Raw genomic sequence first — 17,252 nt, forward strand, 5'->3', positions numbered from 1 at the left:
CAGGTATTATTTAGGGGTCGCGAGTGTATCAGATAACACGACATTGGTTAACGCCATTATTAACTTAGTTCATCAATCATTACTTGAACGGTGTACAACTGCTACTACCGAGCAGATATACCAATGCTTTACTTTCAACTTACTACTTAGACTAAATGTTTCTTGGGGCAAACATGATAATTGCCATACCAAGTAATGCGACTGATACGCCGACAATATCCCACATATTTGGACGAATGCCGTCTACAAGCCAAAGCCACAAGATTGCAACGAAAATATAAACGCCACCGTACGCGGCGTACACCCTGCCAGCCGCTGTAGGGTGCAAGGAAAGAAGCCAGGCGAACAAACCAAGGCAAATCGCAGCAGGGACAAGCAACCAAATTGACTTCCCTTCTTTTAACCACAAGTAAGGCAGATAGCAACCTAATATCTCCGCCACTGCAGTGACGAAGAACAGCCCCATTGTTTTTAGTTCAGGCATGTAAAGTATCCAATAACTGGATGGAGGCAGCGTTTTCCACAACTGTCACACCTTGACTAACAAGATGCTCAATGACTTCCTGCACATTGTCAGGAAATACGGCACGCGTCGAAGCCAAATTCAGAATAACGTCAAAGCCTGCATCGACGAGCTGTTCAACAGACTTTTTCACACAGAAGTCTAGAGCCAAGCCACCAACAATCACATTCTTAACCTGTTTAGATTGTAAAAACTCAATCCCTCCCGTTGATAATGTATCAGCTTGGTCGTGATAAAATGCACCATAAGGATGAGCATCTGGGTCGATGCCTTTATTGATTTGAAAATCATAGTCACGAATCGCTGGCAGTCCAGGCAGCAACTCCACGCCTTCCGTTCCCACCACACAGTGAGGATTCCATTTGATGTCGACCTCAGGCAATCCAACTGGTTCCAGCATACGCTCCGGCGTTTCCGCCTCCCAAGCGGCACCAGGAGGGTGCATATCTCGAGAAACCAGTTTTAACGCAGCTTTACTATGATTGTTTACCAACTCTGCAACAATCTCTAACGCGCCTTGCACTGGCAATTCATCAGGACACAGCTCGCTAAATCCTTTTTGAGGGTCCACATCAATGGACGCAGTTTGGGATTTAAAGAGTTGTATAGTGGTCAAAGACATGGTGACTTCCTTCACGATTCGTCTAGGGTTTAATCGGTAATACTCTCTATCATACTTAAGTAAATAGATAACACACGTCCTTTACGAATAGCGTCTTCATCCAACAGGGTATTTGACAATTTTCTCAGCCTTATCTAGAGTGCCACTTCTTTATCAATCCTAGTAACACAGTAGGAATGCCGGATGTCAGGCTCACTTTTCAACGATCGTATTATTCAAAGCGCACTCGACCTAGACGTATACAAAATCAATATGATGTTTGCAGCGTTCACGCATTATCCGCAGACTCGCGTGCGTTACGAACTTATTGTTCGATCGAATGAAGATTTATCAGACCTCCAACCCCTTATTGAAAAAGAGATAAACGCTCTTTCAGACTGTCGATTTACGACCGAAGATATTGCTTATTTAACAACCCAAGCCCCTTATCTCAATGACAACTTCCTCACTTATCTGTCTGACTTCGCATTTGCTCCTAAGCACCAAGTGAAGGTATCTAAGACTGATGATCAGCTTAGTGTTTCCATTACCGGCATTTGGCACGAAACCATTCTTTACGAAACCTTGGTAATGAGCATTATCTCAGAGCTGCGCAGTCGCCAACGTTGGAACGCAATACCTTACTCTCAGTTCACGACTACGCTTGAACAAAAAGTCGATGCAATAAAATCCGAACTGAAGAAACGTTCCATTGAAAATTTCCAGTTTTCTGAAATGGGTAGCCGTCGTCGATTTAGCGCGCCGGTTCAACGCGAGGTGGTGAGCTACTTCAAGCAACATGCTCCTGCACTAATGAGTGGCACAAGCAACTATCAATTAGCAAAAGAGCTAGACCTTACGCCAATTGGTACCGTGGCACATGAATGGTTTATGGCGCATCAAGCACTAGTGGAACCAGAGAAGTCGCAACAAGTTGCTCTAGACCTTTGGCAGTCTACGTTTAATGGAAAACTTGGTATTGCGCTTACTGATACGATTGGTATTGATGCCTTTCTAAAGGACTTCAATGTAGAGCGAGCCAATGACTACGCTGGCGTACGTCATGATTCAGGCAATCCTTTTGAATGGGGAGACAAGATGATCGCGCATTACCAGTCCCTTGATATCGATCCAATGTCAAAAATCCTAATCTTCACCGATGGACTAAACTTTTCGGATGCACTCGACATATGTGAGTACTTCGCTGGCCGTGCAAATATCAGCTTTGGCATAGGTACATTTCTAGCCAATGACATGGGCAAATGGCAACAAGACTCTGTGCAATATCAACCACTATCTATTGTCATCAAAATGGCTGAATGCAATGGTCGTCCTGTTGCTAAAATCAGTGACGAGCCTGAAAAAGCTATGTGCGAAGATGAAGAGTTTTTAGCTGAATTAAAGAAAAGCTTCGGTGTGCAAAGCAAATTTGCGGCGTAAGCTCACGCATTCAACCCCTCCGCTATTTCCATCCTTGAAGCCACTTTTCGCTGTCTTTTAACTCAGTCCAATCAATCGGATATTCGTTACGAGACAGCACGGCTTCAAGCTTGCACGACATGACTGTCCCATCCTCTTCAAACTCGACTTCTGACACCAGAAAGTGCTTTTCTCTATTAAGCGGTTTAATCGCCGTCCATTTGCTGTTTCGTAATTTCGCTGGATTAATACGATTCATTTCAAACCCATAACCATCTGTTTATCATTAGAATTTCTTCTACGCGTCAGATATAGATTAAGTTCAAACAAGACAAACATAGTTCGCCAAATCGTCAGAAAATCTTCCCGATCTTAATCGCTTGCTCAAGAACCTCGGGATAGAGTTCAGCGAAAAAGTCTGAAAACTCTTGATAATTCTGTTCTAGTTGCACTCCACAATCAGCAAGAGGTGTCATGCGCATACTTCTAAGTGACATTCGCTCTAAGGCGTACTGTATGTTTTCTAGTTCACTGTATGACTCTAACCAACGTCCTTGCCACATATGAGAAGTCATATTGATAAAACGCTCTGGTAATACTTCTTCAGTAGACGTAATCTTTGCTTCTGCACTATCAACAAATTCTTGCAGGGTTTGATGGTGGTAATCATGCCATCGCTTAGCTAGACAATGGTCCCAAAACATATCCATGGCGATAGGCGCAAATCGTTTTAGGTCTGGATCGAAACGCTGTTTACACAGTTTGATGATGGCATGGTTGTCGGTATAAGAGTCGACAAAACGGTGCAGCCTGATCCCTTGGCTAACATCAGAATTATAGAGCTTTGAGGGGTCCCCCTTAACAAAGTCTCCAAGTAAGTTGCCTAGTAGACTGCTCTGACAGTGATCCGCAATGTGCAGGTGTGCTAAGAAATTCATAACTCTCCATTACTAGTCGTTTGCTACATTGTGGTGACTGTTATCCAAACGGTCAAATCCCACACTCACTCATAGCATCGTATGCGCCAAGTGTAAATCTGACGAAACACTCAATAAAAATCTGATATCAGCCATCAACTCGACACCACCCTGCCGTCACCATTAAACTCGCGCCTCTTACATTTGTGAAGTTCCACGAAGGATCGTTTGCACTGTAGATATCATTTTTATTTTCAAAGGAAGTGTCTTTATGGACAAAGATCATAGCCTTAGAGAGAACCTACTCGCTCTCACTCTTGGCAGCGCACTGGTATCACTTGGCGTTATTTTTTTCAACCAAGTGGGGCTACTGACCGGTGGCACTGCGGGACTTGCGCTGTTTATCACTAAAGTGACAGCCCTCAGTTTTGGTCAAGTGTTCTTTATGCTTAACCTACCGTTCTACATTCTTTCGGTAACCCGAATGGGATGGCAGTTCACCATCAATACCTTTATTGCCGTGAGTATCGTTTCATTCGCGGTAGACCATCTTCACCACGTCATTCAGATCGCACACATTGAACCAATCTATGCTGCGTTGATTGGTGGCGGACTAATTGGAATGGGCATGTTGGTCATTTTCCGTCATAAAATGAGTTTAGGTGGGTTTAATATTCTCGCTCTGTTCTTGCAAGAGCGCTTCGGCATACGAGCAGGCAAAGTTCAAATGGCACTAGACTGCACTATTGTGGTTCTGTCACTGTTTGTCGTCGATTTCTACCTCATCGCTCTATCCGTTGTCGGAGCCATTGCAACTAACCTAATTTTAGCAATGAATCACAAGCCAGGACGTTATCAGCCCTTACCGAGCCAGTCATAAAATTCCGATCCCCAACGTAGCTTAACTAAGTGAAGCCACGATAAAATCGAAATGAGCGTGTGAACTTCCTTTATCATCTTTGATGTCTAATTGAAGCAACTCACGCTCATTACCACCCCACCACTCATTACCTGTTTGCCCTTGCAAATATAATTGTGTGGTTAACAGTTCTCTATTTCCAAGCCATAGCTTGACATGAATATGAGGCGGCCTTCCTGTATAAGGTACTGGGTAGAGAGTAGTGAAATTAAACCTACCTTCTTCGTTGGACTCAGTTGCCCCAGAACCAGCAAAGTTTCGATCGAATTGTTCAACGCCAGGCTGTCTAGGATGATCATAAACACCAGCACCATCGCATTGCCAAATTTCCACACGAACTTGCTTCATAGGTTTGCCCTCTGGTGTTTTCACATGACCACTTAGTTCGAGAGTTTTACCAATGAGCGATGATTGGTTGAGAACGAGATTTGAGCGAGTTGGAATAGTGTTAAGCGGATAAAACGGGCCTTCTGCCTGCGTTGGCGTAATTGGCAGGCTTGTGTTAGCCAATACAGGCCACGCAAACCACACCGAGCATATGGTCAGAAAATCTCTCCTTTGCATCGTACAGTCCTCCACGCTTCTTAAAAACAATTGTGGCTCAGATGGTTCGGATTGCCAGTTTTTGATCAATTGCATTTATTGTCCTCACACATTTTGCAAATGTTGTCGAAATAACAGTCATCAGAAAACAGTTGATATACACTTAAATCAAGAAAAAAGGAGTTTATTCAATGATAAAGATGTTGGTATGCGATTTTGATGGAACAATCAGTGGTGGGCCTACCGATGAGTTAACAGAGTTTACTTCCTACGTTGAAGCTCAAACAGGTATGCAGTTCGTAGTCGCTACAGGGAGAACCTTTCATTCAATTAACGATGGATTAGCTCAGCATACGTTACCTAGACCTAACACTATTGTCAGTGACGTCGGCACTCAGATTCATCATAAACGTACGCTAACCCCTGACTATGACTGGCACACAAAAATGGATTGTCTATGGGATGAAGGACGAGTTTCTGCCGCGTTACATGATTGTGGCTTTTTGGGGAAACAGACACCTGAACATCAGGGCAGCTATAAGCTGACTTATGAAGGGAGATTAGACGGTAAGCAATTACAGTACCTACAAGCTCTGTTTCAAGAAAATGAGCTGTATGTCGACCTCACCTACTCGCACGATTGGTTTTTAGACATCACACCAAAAGGTATAAATAAAGCAACAGCCATCCACCACTTAATGAATAAGCATAAGCTCTGTCCTTCAGAAGTTGTCGTTGCAGGCGACTCCGGCAACGATACCGCTATGCTGACCATAGCAGGGATTAACGCAATATTGGTGGCGAATCACTATCAAGAGGTCGCGCACCTTTCTTCTTTATCTCATGTCTATACGGCGAAAAATACCCATGCGCTTGGTGTACTCGAAGGGTTAAAACACTGGCAAAACAATCGATGAATGTGTAGATCCAAACAACAAAAAAGCCAGTAGTGTTAACTACTGGCCATGTTTAGCTATCTTAAAGATGATTATGCGTTTGCAAAATCTAGGGAACGTACTTTTTGTTTAAGTTCTGGAATCAGTGTAGAACTCGCGCTGAATTTTCTCAGCCCTAGATTCATCAATAGCTCTGTCGCTTTAACATCCCCTGCCATTTCACCACACATACTAACCGAAATACCGGCTTTATTTGCAGATTGAATGGTCAGTTCGATAGCTTTAATAACCGCTGGTTCGAAGTAATTTACTAGCTCAGCAACTTCAGTGTTTCCTCGATCAGCCGCCATAACATATTGTGTTAGGTCATTGGTGCCAATCGAGAAGAAGTCGACCTCTGCCGCTAAGGCATCCGCGTTGAATACCGCAGCTGGTACTTCAATCATTATGCCAACAGGCAGAGTGGATTCAGGCAACCCCAACTTATCACACTGTTTAGCGATCAATGCTTTCACTGCTTTCACTTCAGCAACCGTTGCAATCATTGGAATCATCAATTGAATGTTAGGTTGTTCTGCGTAAGCTCTTAAAACTGCACGTAACTGCGTTTCAAAAAGTGCTTCATGCTTCAAGCACAGACGCACGCCACGTTGACCCAAGAAAGGGTTTTCCTCTTCTGGCATCGGATATGCGGCAAGCGGCTTGTCACCACCAACATCAAGACTGCGGATCGTGATTGGCTTGTCGCCAAACGCAGCTGCAATCTCTTTGTAGACCGTATATTGTTCATCTTCTGTTGGTAGTTCTGCGCTTTCTTGGAACAAAAATTCGGTACGGAACAGGCCAACCCCTTCAGCGCCATTGGCTAACGCCGCTTCTATATCTTCAGGACCACCGATGTTAGCCAAAGCGTGAATCGAGGTACCATCTTGGGTTACTGCTTGTGATTGAGCGTTTTGTAACGCGACCTCTTGAGCCGCAAGCCATTCATGACGCTTGCTATTTAGCTCTTCCTGTACCGCTTGAGTTGGGGCAAACCACAATAATCCACTGAAGCCATCTACTGTGATGTTATCACCTGCTTTAACCTGTTCAAGGCAACCTTGAACTTTTACTATTGCAGGAATTCCCATAGCTCTTGCCAAGATAGCACTGTGAGAGGTTTTACCGCCTTCACTTAGACAAATAGCTACCACTTTTGATTTATCAAGACCCGCCACATCCGAAGGCATTAAGTCACGAGCGAGTAAAACGCTTGGCTGCTCGATGGTTATCGCCTTCGGTTTCTCACCCGTCAATGACAGCATCACTTGACGACAAATATCATAAACGTCTGCTTCACGCTCACGCATGTATTGGCTTTCCGCAGCTTGATATTGTGCCGCTAGCGCCATCATCACGTCCATCCACGCTTGCTCAGCGATTAACTCCGCTGCAACTTTTGCTTCTGCTTGAGTCGCAATTTCAGGGTCAGCCAACATCATCGCATGCGCAGCAAAGATTTCACCATGAGGCAATTTTGCTTGAGCTTCTAAATGTTGCTTAACCTCTGCGATAGCGTGTTTAAGCTTCGCAAATTCTTGCTCTGCATTGGTAAATGTGCGTATCGGAACATTGGGCATTTCTTGGGTAAAGATGACTGCTGGAGCCGTCACAATACCGCCATTGACACTAATACCGGCCAAGGCGCCTTCAATATCGTTAGTAAGCTCGGGAGCTTGCTCCAATACCTCTTCTACTACTTCACCTTTAGCGACTTGTTCCGCTTCACCAAAGTGCTCATTGGCAAGGCTAACAAAAGCATCTAATGCGTTTTGGGCATCATCACCACTGACATAGAACGTAATCTGTTCATCACAACGAACCCCTAATTTAGCAATGCTATTTAGACTCTTCGCACTGACTTTTTGTCCTGCTTTTTCTAGATACACATCGCTAGAAAACGGCGCTAGACAACCTACGATCGCCGCAGCTGGTCGTGCGTGAATACCATGGGGGTTTTTAACCATCCATTGAAAGCTTAACGCATTCGCATCGTCGGCAGACTCGCCCACAACGTCAGGAGTCTGCACAGTAAGCTCCTCACCTAGATGTTCTTTTTTCACATCTAAAGCACTGGAGGCTTCAGCGATTACCGCCTCAATAGATAAGCCAGCCGCCGCCGCTACGGACGCTGCCATTGTGCCTTCTACTATTGGCGCAGACACCAGCGCGACTTTGTCACGGGTCTCATCATCTAACAGTTCTAATGCCATTTCAGTACTAAGTAGCGCACTACCTAAGTCCATTAAAACTACAGCACCATCTTGGTCACATACTTCTTCAATCGCCCCCATAACGGCAATTGCATCTGTGCCGATTGGGTTCTCAGGATCATCAACTCCCGCTGCGATCGCAATATTAGCTTTGCCTTGCGTCATTTGAGTGGCCAGTTCGGCCACTCCTTCTGCTAATAGGCGGCTATGCGATACTACTACAATGCCTACCATGCTTACTTTCCTGCTATCGCCTGTCTTAGTGCTTTGATCATTAGAAGTGATGACGTCGCACCAGGATCTTGGTGACCGATACTGCGCTCACCTAAATAGCTTGCACGGCCTTTCTTCGCTTGCATTTCAATCGTTGACGTTGCACTTTTCTCTGCAACTTCCACCATTTCATCAAGTAAATGATCTGGGCTAGTACCGCCTTCTAGAGACGTTTTCATCTCGTTTAGTACAGGTAACCAAACATCACACATGGTCTTGTCGCCCTGCTCTGCTTTACCGCGAGAGATGACGCCATCAACACCACTCTTAAGATCGTCAATTAACTCTTGGAAAGTCAAAGATTCACGGCTTCCTACGGACGCAGCTGTACGAATAAATAACGTGCCGTACAATGGACCACTCGCCCCGCCAACGCTAGACAGCAATGTCATACCGGTATTTTTCAAAATGGTTGAGATATTTTGTTTCTCAACTTTTGGCAAGGTTTCTTTTACTTTCTTGAAACCACGATTCATGTTTAGACCATGGTCTGCATCACCGATGTCACGGTCAAGATCTGTTAGAAAGTCTTGGTTTTCTTCGTACGATACTGCGCAAAGCTCAAGCCAATTAATGATGTGTTGTTTTTCAATTTGCATATGTTATTCCTCGGCTTACCACTTCATCGCTGCTGTATCTACTGGAGCATCAAATAGCTCTAGCATCTCTGTGTCTGCTTTTAATAGCGTGATAGACACACCTTCCATATTCAGAGACGTACAGTAGTTACCCACTAGGTTACGAGCAAGACGGAAACCTTCTTTCTCACAGTTATGTGCCAAACGGTTGTATACACCGTAAAGTTCCGACTCTGGTGTTGCACCAAGACCGTTCACAATAGCGATATAGTCATGATCTGTTTCAAAGTTCTCAATCGTTGACTCTACTTCGTCCCATTCACCTTCGACACGATTCCAAATACGCAGCGTGCGGCTATAAGCGATGTTTTCTTTTAGCTCAAGGAACATCTTGTCAACCAACTCGTCAGCGTTGGTGTATTTAATGCGCTCGATACCCGGTTCACCGTGGATACCAACACCAAATTCAACTTCGTCATCTGCAAGTTGGAAAGATGGTTTGCCCGCTGCTGGTACTACACATGCATCTAAAGCAACACCGAACGAACGGCAGTTATTATTAATACGGCGAGCGAGTTCTTCACACTGTTCTAATGAGTAACCTTTATCTGCTGCTGCACCCACGATTTTCTCGACAAGTACTGTGCCAGCAACGCCACGGCGGCCTGCGGTATATAGACTATCTTTTACCGCTACGTCATCATCAATCAACACTGAGCCAACCTTGATGCCGTCAGAATGAAGAAGTTCCACCGCTGTCTCAAAGTTCAAGACATCACCAGTATAGTTTTTGATGAAGAATAAAACGCCTTCGCCCGTATTCACTTGGTTACCGCACTCGTACATTTGGTCGGGTGTTGGTGAGGTAAATACTTCACCTGGGCAAGCACCCGTCAACATACCCTTACCAATGAAGCCCGCATGCAATGGTTCGTGACCCGCACCGCCACCGGAGACTAGCGCCACTTGTCCTGGCGTTTCTTCATGCCACATATAACGTGGCTCGTAGTTAGCTTTTAATTGCGGGCGAGAGGCAGCAAGACCTTCCATTTGCTCTTTTACAACGTCTTCAACACTATTTATTAGCTTTTTCATACCTTGTTTCTCTTTTGTAATTTTTAATGTTCGTTTAATTGGATTTGTGTAGGTTTAGGTCCATAATATGAACAAATCCTCCCCCGACAACGAAAAGAATTTGCGTTTCATAATGAAACGTTTCCGTTTATTTATCGTTTCATTTTGGAACGCCAACGTCGCTATTTTGTCCTTTTAGTGATCTACTCCAAGATATGAGCATACTCTCCATTCTTCGCAAATCTGGCTTTGCTAGCCATGTCATAAAAACAACAAGCGCAGTGGAGAATGACTTAGTAAACGCAGCCTTGATATCTATGATGAATCCAACGTTGAAACAAAGATAACCATTAACAGAAGGTCTGAAAAAATGGACAAAATTATTATTAGCCCAAGTAAGTATGTTCAAGGTGAAAACGTATTAGGCTCTATCGCTAGCTATGTAAAAGCACTTGGTGCTAACCCACTTGCTATTGCTGATGAATTTGTAACTGGCCTTGTAGGCGACACAGTTAAAGAAAGCTTCTCTAAAGAAGATATGCCGTTGGCAATGGACGTATTTAACGGTGAATGTTCACGTGTCGAAATCGACCGCCTTACTGACATCTGCGCAACTCAAAAGAACGATGTCATCATCGGTATCGGTGGCGGTAAAACGCTAGATACGGCTAAATCAGTAGCGTTTTACACTAAGATCCCAGTTGTTGTAGTACCAACTATCGCTTCAACTGATGCGCCAACAAGTGCACTAGCGGTTATCTATACACCAGAAGGTGAATTCGCTGAGTATCTGCTATTCCCTAAAAACCCAGATATGGTTGTTATGGACACCAAAGTTATCGCTGGCGCACCAGTTCGTCTTCTTGTAGCTGGTATGGGTGATGCTCTATCTACTTACTTCGAAGCACGTGCCAATATGACATCTGGCAAAGCAACAATGGCCGGTGGCGCACCAACACGCTCTGCCCAAGCACTGGCAAAACTTTGCTACGAAACGCTGCTTGAAGATGGCCTAAAAGCAAAAGTTGCCGTTGAAAATGGCGTCAGCACTACGGCTGTTGAAAACATCATCGAAGCAAACACATACCTAAGCGGTATCGGCTTTGAAAGCTCGGGTTTGGCGGCTGCGCACGCTATTCACAACGGCTTAACGAAACTTGAAGAATGTCACCACCTGTATCACGGCGAAAAAGTAGCATTTGGTACGTTGGTTCAACTTGTTCTAGAAAACGCACCAATGGAAGAGATTAACACTGTAATCAACTTCTGCCGCGAAGTAGGTCTACCAACTAACCTGTTTGAAATGGGCGTAAAAGAAATCAACAAAGACAAGCTATTTGAAGTAGCAGAAGGCGCAACGGCTGAAGGTGAGACCATTCACAACATGCCATTCCCTGTTACTGCAGACAGTGTGTTCGCGGCGATCCTTACTGCACACCAACTCGGTCAAAAGTAATCTCCCTGTCGTTATGAGAATCAAGAGCCAGCTTTAAGCTGGCTCTTTTTTTTGGTCGATGTTCCCTACTGCCAATTTACTATCTATACTCAAAAAGGTTCTTAAAAAGAGAGAGTTAGGACAGTGACAGCCAAAAGGCAACGTATCTTAGAAGTGGCTCTTGAGCTAGCAACAACGACAGGCATCGATTCCTTATCCACCATTGAGGTAGCGAAACAGGCAGAGGTTGCAAAAGCAACGCTATTCCATCATTTCAAATCTAAACAGGCTCTCACAAATGCAATTTATGAATCGATCAAGACAGATTACGACTTTTTTACTGGCCATGAGACCCTAGATATCAATGCTCGATTAGAGCTTTTATGGCGAGAAAGCCTATCTTGGGCAATTGTAAATCCAGAGAAAGTAGCATTTTTGAGCATGTATTACACATCTCGCTCTGTTCCTAGAGAAGCTCGTCAGCGAGCTAAACAGCAATCACTTGATGGACTGCACCGTCTTATTCAGGAAGCCCAACACCGTAATGGTTTACAAAATGAGAGTACAGAAGTGCTAGTTGAGTCTGTCTATTCAATGTTTATGTCTACAGCGCAGAACCTAGTTTACGAAGAGCATCAACGACAAGCATTGTTTGTTGATGGAAGTACTTTAGTGTTCAAACGTTTACTAAACTGCCCTGTTACCTAACACTACTCTCTTCCTTCCTCACCTCTGTGCATGTGTTAGTTGTTAACTAACATACATTTATCTGAGTTTAACTTTAAGTGAACCAAACTTAATCCACATCTTAGTGCTGTTGATTGTTCTCGACCGACCGGATGGTTAGTATTACCTCATCAACTGAGGCGAGACAGCAAATTAGGAAGTTTCTTCTCTTTATGTCTAAGAACAACTTACTGAATTTACACATGAGGATTACCATGAAAGCTTCTAAACTCGCGACTATTCTTCCTGCTGCTCTTGCGCTATCCGCTAGCGTCCATGCAAGTGACACACTGTCGTTTGATGTGACGGTAGAATCTGACCATCAACAAATTAGCGATGCTCAAGTATCATTGTGGTATACACAAGCTGGTCAATCACCAGTGCTTATGGCTGAAGGTAAAAGTGGACACGATGGCCAGGTATCATTTTCTGAGAATACACGACAAGACGACGGGGTCTATTACCTAACGGCAAAAGGCGGCACTATCCAAGGCAAGTCCGTCGAAAAATACCGAAGCTTGGCGATTTTAAATAGCCAGCAGCAAGGTGACATTGTACTGAATGAACTCTCTACTATCGGTTCACTTTGGCCAAATGCCCAACAATACGTTCAAAACTATGGTTTAAGTGGATCTAATAACGGGTTACTTATCGGCTCAGAGCAAGTTCAAAACTTAGTAGATGTGCAAACAGGCCAGTTTGGCGCTACCGTACTCAACGGAGTTAACTCAGCAGACTCCGAGACCGTCGCTCGAATGAATACGCTTGCAGCATTAACTGCGCTTTGTGGTGCAGAGCAAGCACGCGGCCTATGTGACCAATACTTAGAGATCACAAATAGTGATGATACTTTGGAAGCACTATCCAAGATTGCCCAACAGCCCTATTTACACACTAAGGCTTTGTTTGATCAGTTTGCTAATGCCTATGTCTATCCAAAGGGGGAGCAGCGTCGAGATACCGACTTTTTACCATACTTGAGCTACAGGCCAGATGATTTTGCACTTATGGTTCGTTTCACTGGTGGCGGTATTTATTCTCCGGGTCGCCTGATGTTTGATAACGAAGGTCAGCTTTGGAGCGGACAAAACTGGATGCCGGGTTCTCAGTCGGGCTTAAGTACAGCGATTGGCGGTGGCGTAGTAAAAATGGCGCCGAGTGGCAAGCCACTGTCCCCTCCTCTAGTTGGGTATAACAGTCAAGGACTCGATGGCAGCGGCTGGGGTACTACTGTGTCAAAAGACAAGGTTTGGATTAGTACATTCAATGCAAAAGTTGGTGTATTCGATCTGACAGGTAAAGCACTCGGCCCTGCAACTATTAATGGTCAGCACGGCCAATTACAGGGTCTAGCAACTGCTCCAAATGGCGATGTATGGGTTTGTGATAACCAGTACAATCATATGATACGTTTCCCTAAAGGCGATTACACTAAAGGCGAGATCGTTGATGTACCGGGACTTAAACGACCATTTGCGGTCGCTGTAGACAACAATAACGTGGTTTGGGTAACAAATAACGGCTCAATGACAGTCACACGTTTTGAGGCAGATAACCCTGCTAATGCGAAACAAATTAAAACTGGTATTGCTCCACGTGGTCTCGCTATTGATTCAAAAGGCAACGTATGGGTAGGCGCTAACTTGTCTCCAGGTTACCCGTTACCTAACATTCCAAAAGGAACGAGCATTATTGATGAATTCCGTATCTCAATTGAGAACATATTTGCGCACCAAGCTGATATACCAAAAACAGGCAACGTAACTATGATTTCTCCAGATGGTGAAGTGGTAAAATCTAACTTACTTGATAAAGAAATCTATGCAGCATGGGGGGTTAGTATTGACGGTGCTGACAATGTCTTTGTGGGTAACTTCTTAGGTACAGGTTTTGCTCAAGTGTGCGGTGAAGATACTTCTAGCTGCCCTGCGGATACCAAAACGGGTGACCTTATTCACTCATACAAAAGTGGTGTTATGCAAGAAGCAACCGACACAATGGTGGACGACGCAGGTAACGTATGGGTAGCCAATAACTGGAACGTTATTACTGCTTTAACTGATAAAAATCCTGAGCGCAGAACATCAACCATGGGAGGAGGAAACGGTATTGTCGTGGTTTACGGTATAGCTCAACCAGTGAAAAATCCGTTAATCGGTCAAGTACGAACAAACAAATAGAGTAATTAAAATACCTTTATAAGTTGACACTTAGAAAGGCCTACTATGTAGGCCTTTCGTCGTTTCTTTGCCCAAACAAACCCACAGAATTGAAACTTCATAAGCGTAATTCACATCTAGAAACAGATACTAACCTTATGAATCAGTTGAATTTATTTTGCGGAAGCAAACATGATTTAGATTAATTTTTGCACATCAATATGCACTTAGTATCTCTTGTGAAAAATAACTCTAATATCAATAAGGAAGCAGTAATGAAATCAACAGCAGTACTAAGTTTATCGGCGATACTTTTAGCTCCAATTCCAGCATTGGCAGATCACACGGTAATCGACGGTATGGACTTCGGTCCTCTAGCTCAACTTGTCGGAACATGGAAATCAGTAGAAAGCGGCGGTGTCGATATCTCTCCAGCTCAGGCAGGTACCGAACAAGGTAAAGGTGCACCTGCCATTACGCCGTTCTACGAGACCATGACGTTTGAAGTCGCAGCAGATGCGGTTAATGCCAGTGAGCAAACGCTTGTTGCGCTTTACTACAAGCAAGAAGTTTTCCGCAAAGCAGACGATACTAAGTTCCACGACCAACGCGGTTACTTTATCTATGACCAAGAGAACCAAATCGTTTACAACTCGTTCTGCGTACCGAGAACCACTTGTGTCACTGCAGAAGGTGCTGCTGGTAATGACATGACATTAGTGATGTCAGAAAGAGGTGTCGCTGAATCTAACTTTATGAAAGAAAAAGCAAGCACAACCGGTTTCACAATGAATATCAAAGTTGACGGTGACACGCTGACTTATTCTCAATCGACAATACTGAGCATCTATGATGGTGAATTTGCTCACACAGATTCGTCCGTACTTGAACGCGTAACGAACTAATACAACACGCAAAAATAACTCTTCTCAGCTGAAGCCCCGCGCTTCAGCTGTTTCTCTTTATTTTCCTACCACACTCGCCTTACTAAATCCGCAGTAACCGCTAGACTTTCAAGCCAATAGTTAATCCACCGTAATTGATTGACCAATTCAACAGCAAATAGAGCCAAATTGCGCGTTCGTGACTATTAAGCATGCTCTGCGTATGGCAGAATGATTAAACAACAACGAAAGCTCGATCCTCCATTATTTACAGAATGAGTATAATGGTTGAAATAATCAGTAGCTACGTACAAGCAGCGGTTAATCCCATGTAGAGGAGATTCAATTATGACCCATGAAACAAAAACAATGGAAGTACCTGTCGCTATCGCTGATAGAGTACAAGCATTGATTGATGGCTTTATAGCGAAAGAGAAGTTCAATGCTGAGCGAAAAGAAGTGGTCAACAACTTTCTTGCAATGGATGGTTTAAGCTGTGAAATGGCTGTTTATAGCCTTCCTCAAGACGAGTTAATCAGCACACTCAGCTATGTATATGAACTCTCTGGTACCAACAGCCGTTTCGTCAAAAACATTATTACTCAAACCAGAGATAATCCTAAGAAAGTGCTTTCTGATTCTCAGCGCTCTTCAGCTAAGAGTTTATTATTTAACTTGCTTAATGATCCGTCGGTAATATCGGCAATGAAAGAGAATTAATCGTCCTAATCGACAATTAACTTCCTGAATAACCTAAAAGCGAGCATCTTTACATGCTCGCTTTTGTTTTACTTCTAGCCAATAGAATTAATCAGTTAACTCTTTAATTGGCATTGAATTGCTTGAATCAATGACTGGACCCCTGCCTTCACTTTCTCGCGTGAACAACCAAGGTTCAGTCTCAAATAACCAAGCCCAGACTCTCCATATACCTCGCCCGACATGATTGCTACACCATAATCATCAATTAATGTCCTATTAAGTACATCCATATCTAGCGCTAACGGTGAAAGATCTATCCACGCCAGATAGGTTGCTTCTGGTATAACGTACTGAAGGTCTTTAAACGCAGCATTGAGCGATTCTCGTACATAACTATGGTTTTGGTAAACGTAGTTATTGAGTGCTTCTAACCAATCTTCACAGTGATTATACGCTTCCATCGTGGCAATAACGCCAAGAATTGAAGGGGATGACAATCCATCTACTTGCTTCAATTTAAATAAGTAATCTTCTCTCGTTTGAGCATTAGGAATCAATGCATACGCGCCGTTTAACGCAGGGACATTGAACGACTTCGATGCTGAGGTTACTAACGCCCATTCCATTGATTGATCAAATCCAGTAAATGGGAAATGAGTGCTAAAGCTGACATCCATATGAATCTCATCCGAGATAACTCGCACACCATGCTTGGCACAGAGCTCAGCCATTTTGGTCAGCTCTTCATGAGTCCAAACTCTTCCTGTAGGGTTATGCGGGCTGCAAAGTAGTAAAATCGTATTTTCAGGCTGAGCAATTAGACATTCAAAGCTCTGCCAATCTATTTGATAGCGGCCCTCAACTTTTAGCAGTGTACTCCTTGCGCAAACGCGACCTTGCCCTTCAATCATTTTGTCGAACGCGTCATAAGCCGGTGTGTGAAAGACTACCCCTTCTCCTGCTTTCGACCAACGTTCAATGAGCTTAGAGATGATATAGATAACGGATGGTCCATAAACAATGTCACCTTTGTCGATCGTTGTACGGAATCTTTTTGAAAACCAGTGAGATATCGAGGCTTTGAAATCATCATGATTCCATCGGCTATAACCAAAAACAGGGTGTTCAATTCGGCTTTTCAACGCACTTTGAATCGCTGGAGGAGAGGCAAAATCCATATCGGAAATCGTAAATGGCAGCAAGCCTGCTTTCCCAAACCTGTCTTGAACATAATCCCACTGAGTGCAATAAGTGCCTTTTCGATCTATTACGGTGTCAAAATCAAACTCTTGAGTCATTACTGTCTCCAAAAATGAATAAACCTCAGTGTCAGACAATCGACACTGAG

General features: G+C 43.9%; 17 protein-coding genes. 8 read left to right on the top strand and 9 right to left on the bottom strand.

Annotated features, from left to right (window positions below; translation table 11 throughout):
• Positions 1–151: 151 nt before the first annotated feature.
• Together JKJ11_RS19635 and JKJ11_RS19640 are read right to left on the bottom strand one after the other, a co-directional pair.
• Positions 152–484, bottom strand: coding sequence for a YnfA family protein (locus tag JKJ11_RS19635; protein WP_252039830.1), 333 nt, complete (start codon positions 482–484; stop codon positions 152–154).
• Complete coding sequence (locus JKJ11_RS19640; protein WP_252039831.1) at positions 477–1,145, bottom strand: isochorismatase family protein; 669 nt, start codon at positions 1,143–1,145, stop codon at positions 477–479. The genes JKJ11_RS19635 and JKJ11_RS19640 overlap by 8 nt, the downstream gene beginning before the upstream one ends.
• Positions 1,146–1,328: 183 nt before the next feature.
• Between JKJ11_RS19640 and pncB the strand changes: the two genes are divergently transcribed.
• Positions 1,329–2,564 carry a nicotinate phosphoribosyltransferase gene (pncB, locus tag JKJ11_RS19645; protein WP_252039833.1) on the top strand — a complete coding sequence of 412 codons (1,236 nt, stop codon included), beginning with the start codon at positions 1,329–1,331 and terminating at the stop codon, positions 2,562–2,564.
• A gap of 22 nt (positions 2,565–2,586) precedes the next feature.
• On the opposite strand, the gene JKJ11_RS19650 is transcribed toward pncB, so the two are convergent.
• Positions 2,587–2,802: a TIGR02450 family Trp-rich protein gene (locus JKJ11_RS19650; protein WP_006069640.1), complete on the bottom strand. Its 216-nt coding sequence runs from the start codon at positions 2,800–2,802 to the stop codon at positions 2,587–2,589.
• Between the two features lie 94 nt (positions 2,803–2,896).
• A complete protein-coding gene (locus tag JKJ11_RS19655; RefSeq protein WP_198558980.1) occupies positions 2,897–3,481 on the bottom strand; it encodes an acyl carrier protein phosphodiesterase in 585 nt (194 codons plus the stop codon).
• Between the two features lie 250 nt (positions 3,482–3,731).
• On the opposite strand from JKJ11_RS19655, the gene JKJ11_RS19660 reads away from it, so the two are divergent.
• The gene (locus tag JKJ11_RS19660; protein ID WP_006069638.1) at positions 3,732–4,340 is read left to right on the top strand and encodes a DUF6198 family protein; all 609 of its coding nucleotides are present in this window, start codon (positions 3,732–3,734) and stop codon (positions 4,338–4,340) included.
• 21 nt (positions 4,341–4,361) lie between these two features.
• Here the strand turns inward: JKJ11_RS19660 and JKJ11_RS19665 are convergent, their stop codons facing one another.
• The gene (locus JKJ11_RS19665; protein ID WP_252040015.1) at positions 4,362–4,943 is read right to left on the bottom strand and encodes a dioxygenase family protein; all 582 of its coding nucleotides are present in this window, start codon (positions 4,941–4,943) and stop codon (positions 4,362–4,364) included.
• Positions 4,944–5,113: 170 nt separating this feature from the next.
• On the opposite strand from JKJ11_RS19665, the gene JKJ11_RS19670 reads away from it, so the two are divergent.
• Positions 5,114–5,839 (top strand): HAD-IIB family hydrolase, encoded by a 726-nt coding sequence (locus JKJ11_RS19670; protein WP_006069636.1) that lies wholly within the window; start codon positions 5,114–5,116, stop codon positions 5,837–5,839.
• Positions 5,840–5,910: 71 nt separating this feature from the next.
• Here the strand turns inward: JKJ11_RS19670 and ptsP are convergent, their stop codons facing one another.
• Genes ptsP through dhaK form a run of 3 tightly spaced genes read right to left on the bottom strand, consistent with a single transcriptional unit; the run spans position 5,911 to position 10,019 of the window.
• Positions 5,911–8,307, bottom strand: coding sequence for a phosphoenolpyruvate--protein phosphotransferase (gene ptsP / locus JKJ11_RS19675; RefSeq protein ID WP_252039834.1), 2,397 nt, complete (start codon positions 8,305–8,307; stop codon positions 5,911–5,913).
• A gap of 2 nt (positions 8,308–8,309) precedes the next feature.
• Entirely contained in the window at positions 8,310–8,945 is a 636-nt protein-coding gene (gene dhaL, locus JKJ11_RS19680) for a dihydroxyacetone kinase subunit DhaL (protein WP_006069634.1), read from the bottom strand.
• Between the two features lie 15 nt (positions 8,946–8,960).
• A complete protein-coding gene (gene dhaK, locus JKJ11_RS19685; RefSeq protein WP_006069633.1) occupies positions 8,961–10,019 on the bottom strand; it encodes a dihydroxyacetone kinase subunit DhaK in 1,059 nt (352 codons plus the stop codon).
• A 349-nt stretch (positions 10,020–10,368) separates the two neighbouring features.
• On the opposite strand from dhaK, the gene JKJ11_RS19690 reads away from it, so the two are divergent.
• From JKJ11_RS19690 to JKJ11_RS19710, 5 genes are all read left to right on the top strand, one after another.
• The gene (locus JKJ11_RS19690) at positions 10,369–11,454 is read left to right on the top strand and encodes a glycerol dehydrogenase (protein ID WP_063606919.1); all 1,086 of its coding nucleotides are present in this window, start codon (positions 10,369–10,371) and stop codon (positions 11,452–11,454) included.
• A gap of 123 nt (positions 11,455–11,577) precedes the next feature.
• Positions 11,578–12,141, top strand: a complete 564-nt coding sequence (locus JKJ11_RS19695) for a TetR/AcrR family transcriptional regulator (RefSeq protein ID WP_236110260.1) — start codon at positions 11,578–11,580, stop codon at positions 12,139–12,141.
• Between the two features lie 233 nt (positions 12,142–12,374).
• On the top strand, positions 12,375–14,339 hold the full coding sequence (locus JKJ11_RS19700) for an NHL repeat-containing protein (RefSeq protein ID WP_252039835.1): 1,965 nt from the start codon (positions 12,375–12,377) through the stop codon (positions 14,337–14,339).
• A 254-nt stretch (positions 14,340–14,593) separates the two neighbouring features.
• The gene (locus JKJ11_RS19705) at positions 14,594–15,223 is read left to right on the top strand and encodes a heme-binding beta-barrel domain-containing protein (protein WP_006069629.1); all 630 of its coding nucleotides are present in this window, start codon (positions 14,594–14,596) and stop codon (positions 15,221–15,223) included.
• A 327-nt stretch (positions 15,224–15,550) separates the two neighbouring features.
• A complete protein-coding gene (locus tag JKJ11_RS19710; RefSeq protein WP_006069628.1) occupies positions 15,551–15,922 on the top strand; it encodes a hypothetical protein in 372 nt (123 codons plus the stop codon).
• A 95-nt stretch (positions 15,923–16,017) separates the two neighbouring features.
• On the opposite strand, the gene JKJ11_RS19715 is transcribed toward JKJ11_RS19710, so the two are convergent.
• Positions 16,018–17,202, bottom strand: coding sequence for a MalY/PatB family protein (locus JKJ11_RS19715; RefSeq protein ID WP_252039836.1), 1,185 nt, complete (start codon positions 17,200–17,202; stop codon positions 16,018–16,020).
• Positions 17,203–17,252: the final 50 nt, after the last annotated feature.

This window comes from Vibrio sp. SCSIO 43133, assembly GCF_023716845.1.
Classification (GTDB): Bacteria; Pseudomonadota; Gammaproteobacteria; order Enterobacterales; family Vibrionaceae; genus Vibrio; species Vibrio mediterranei.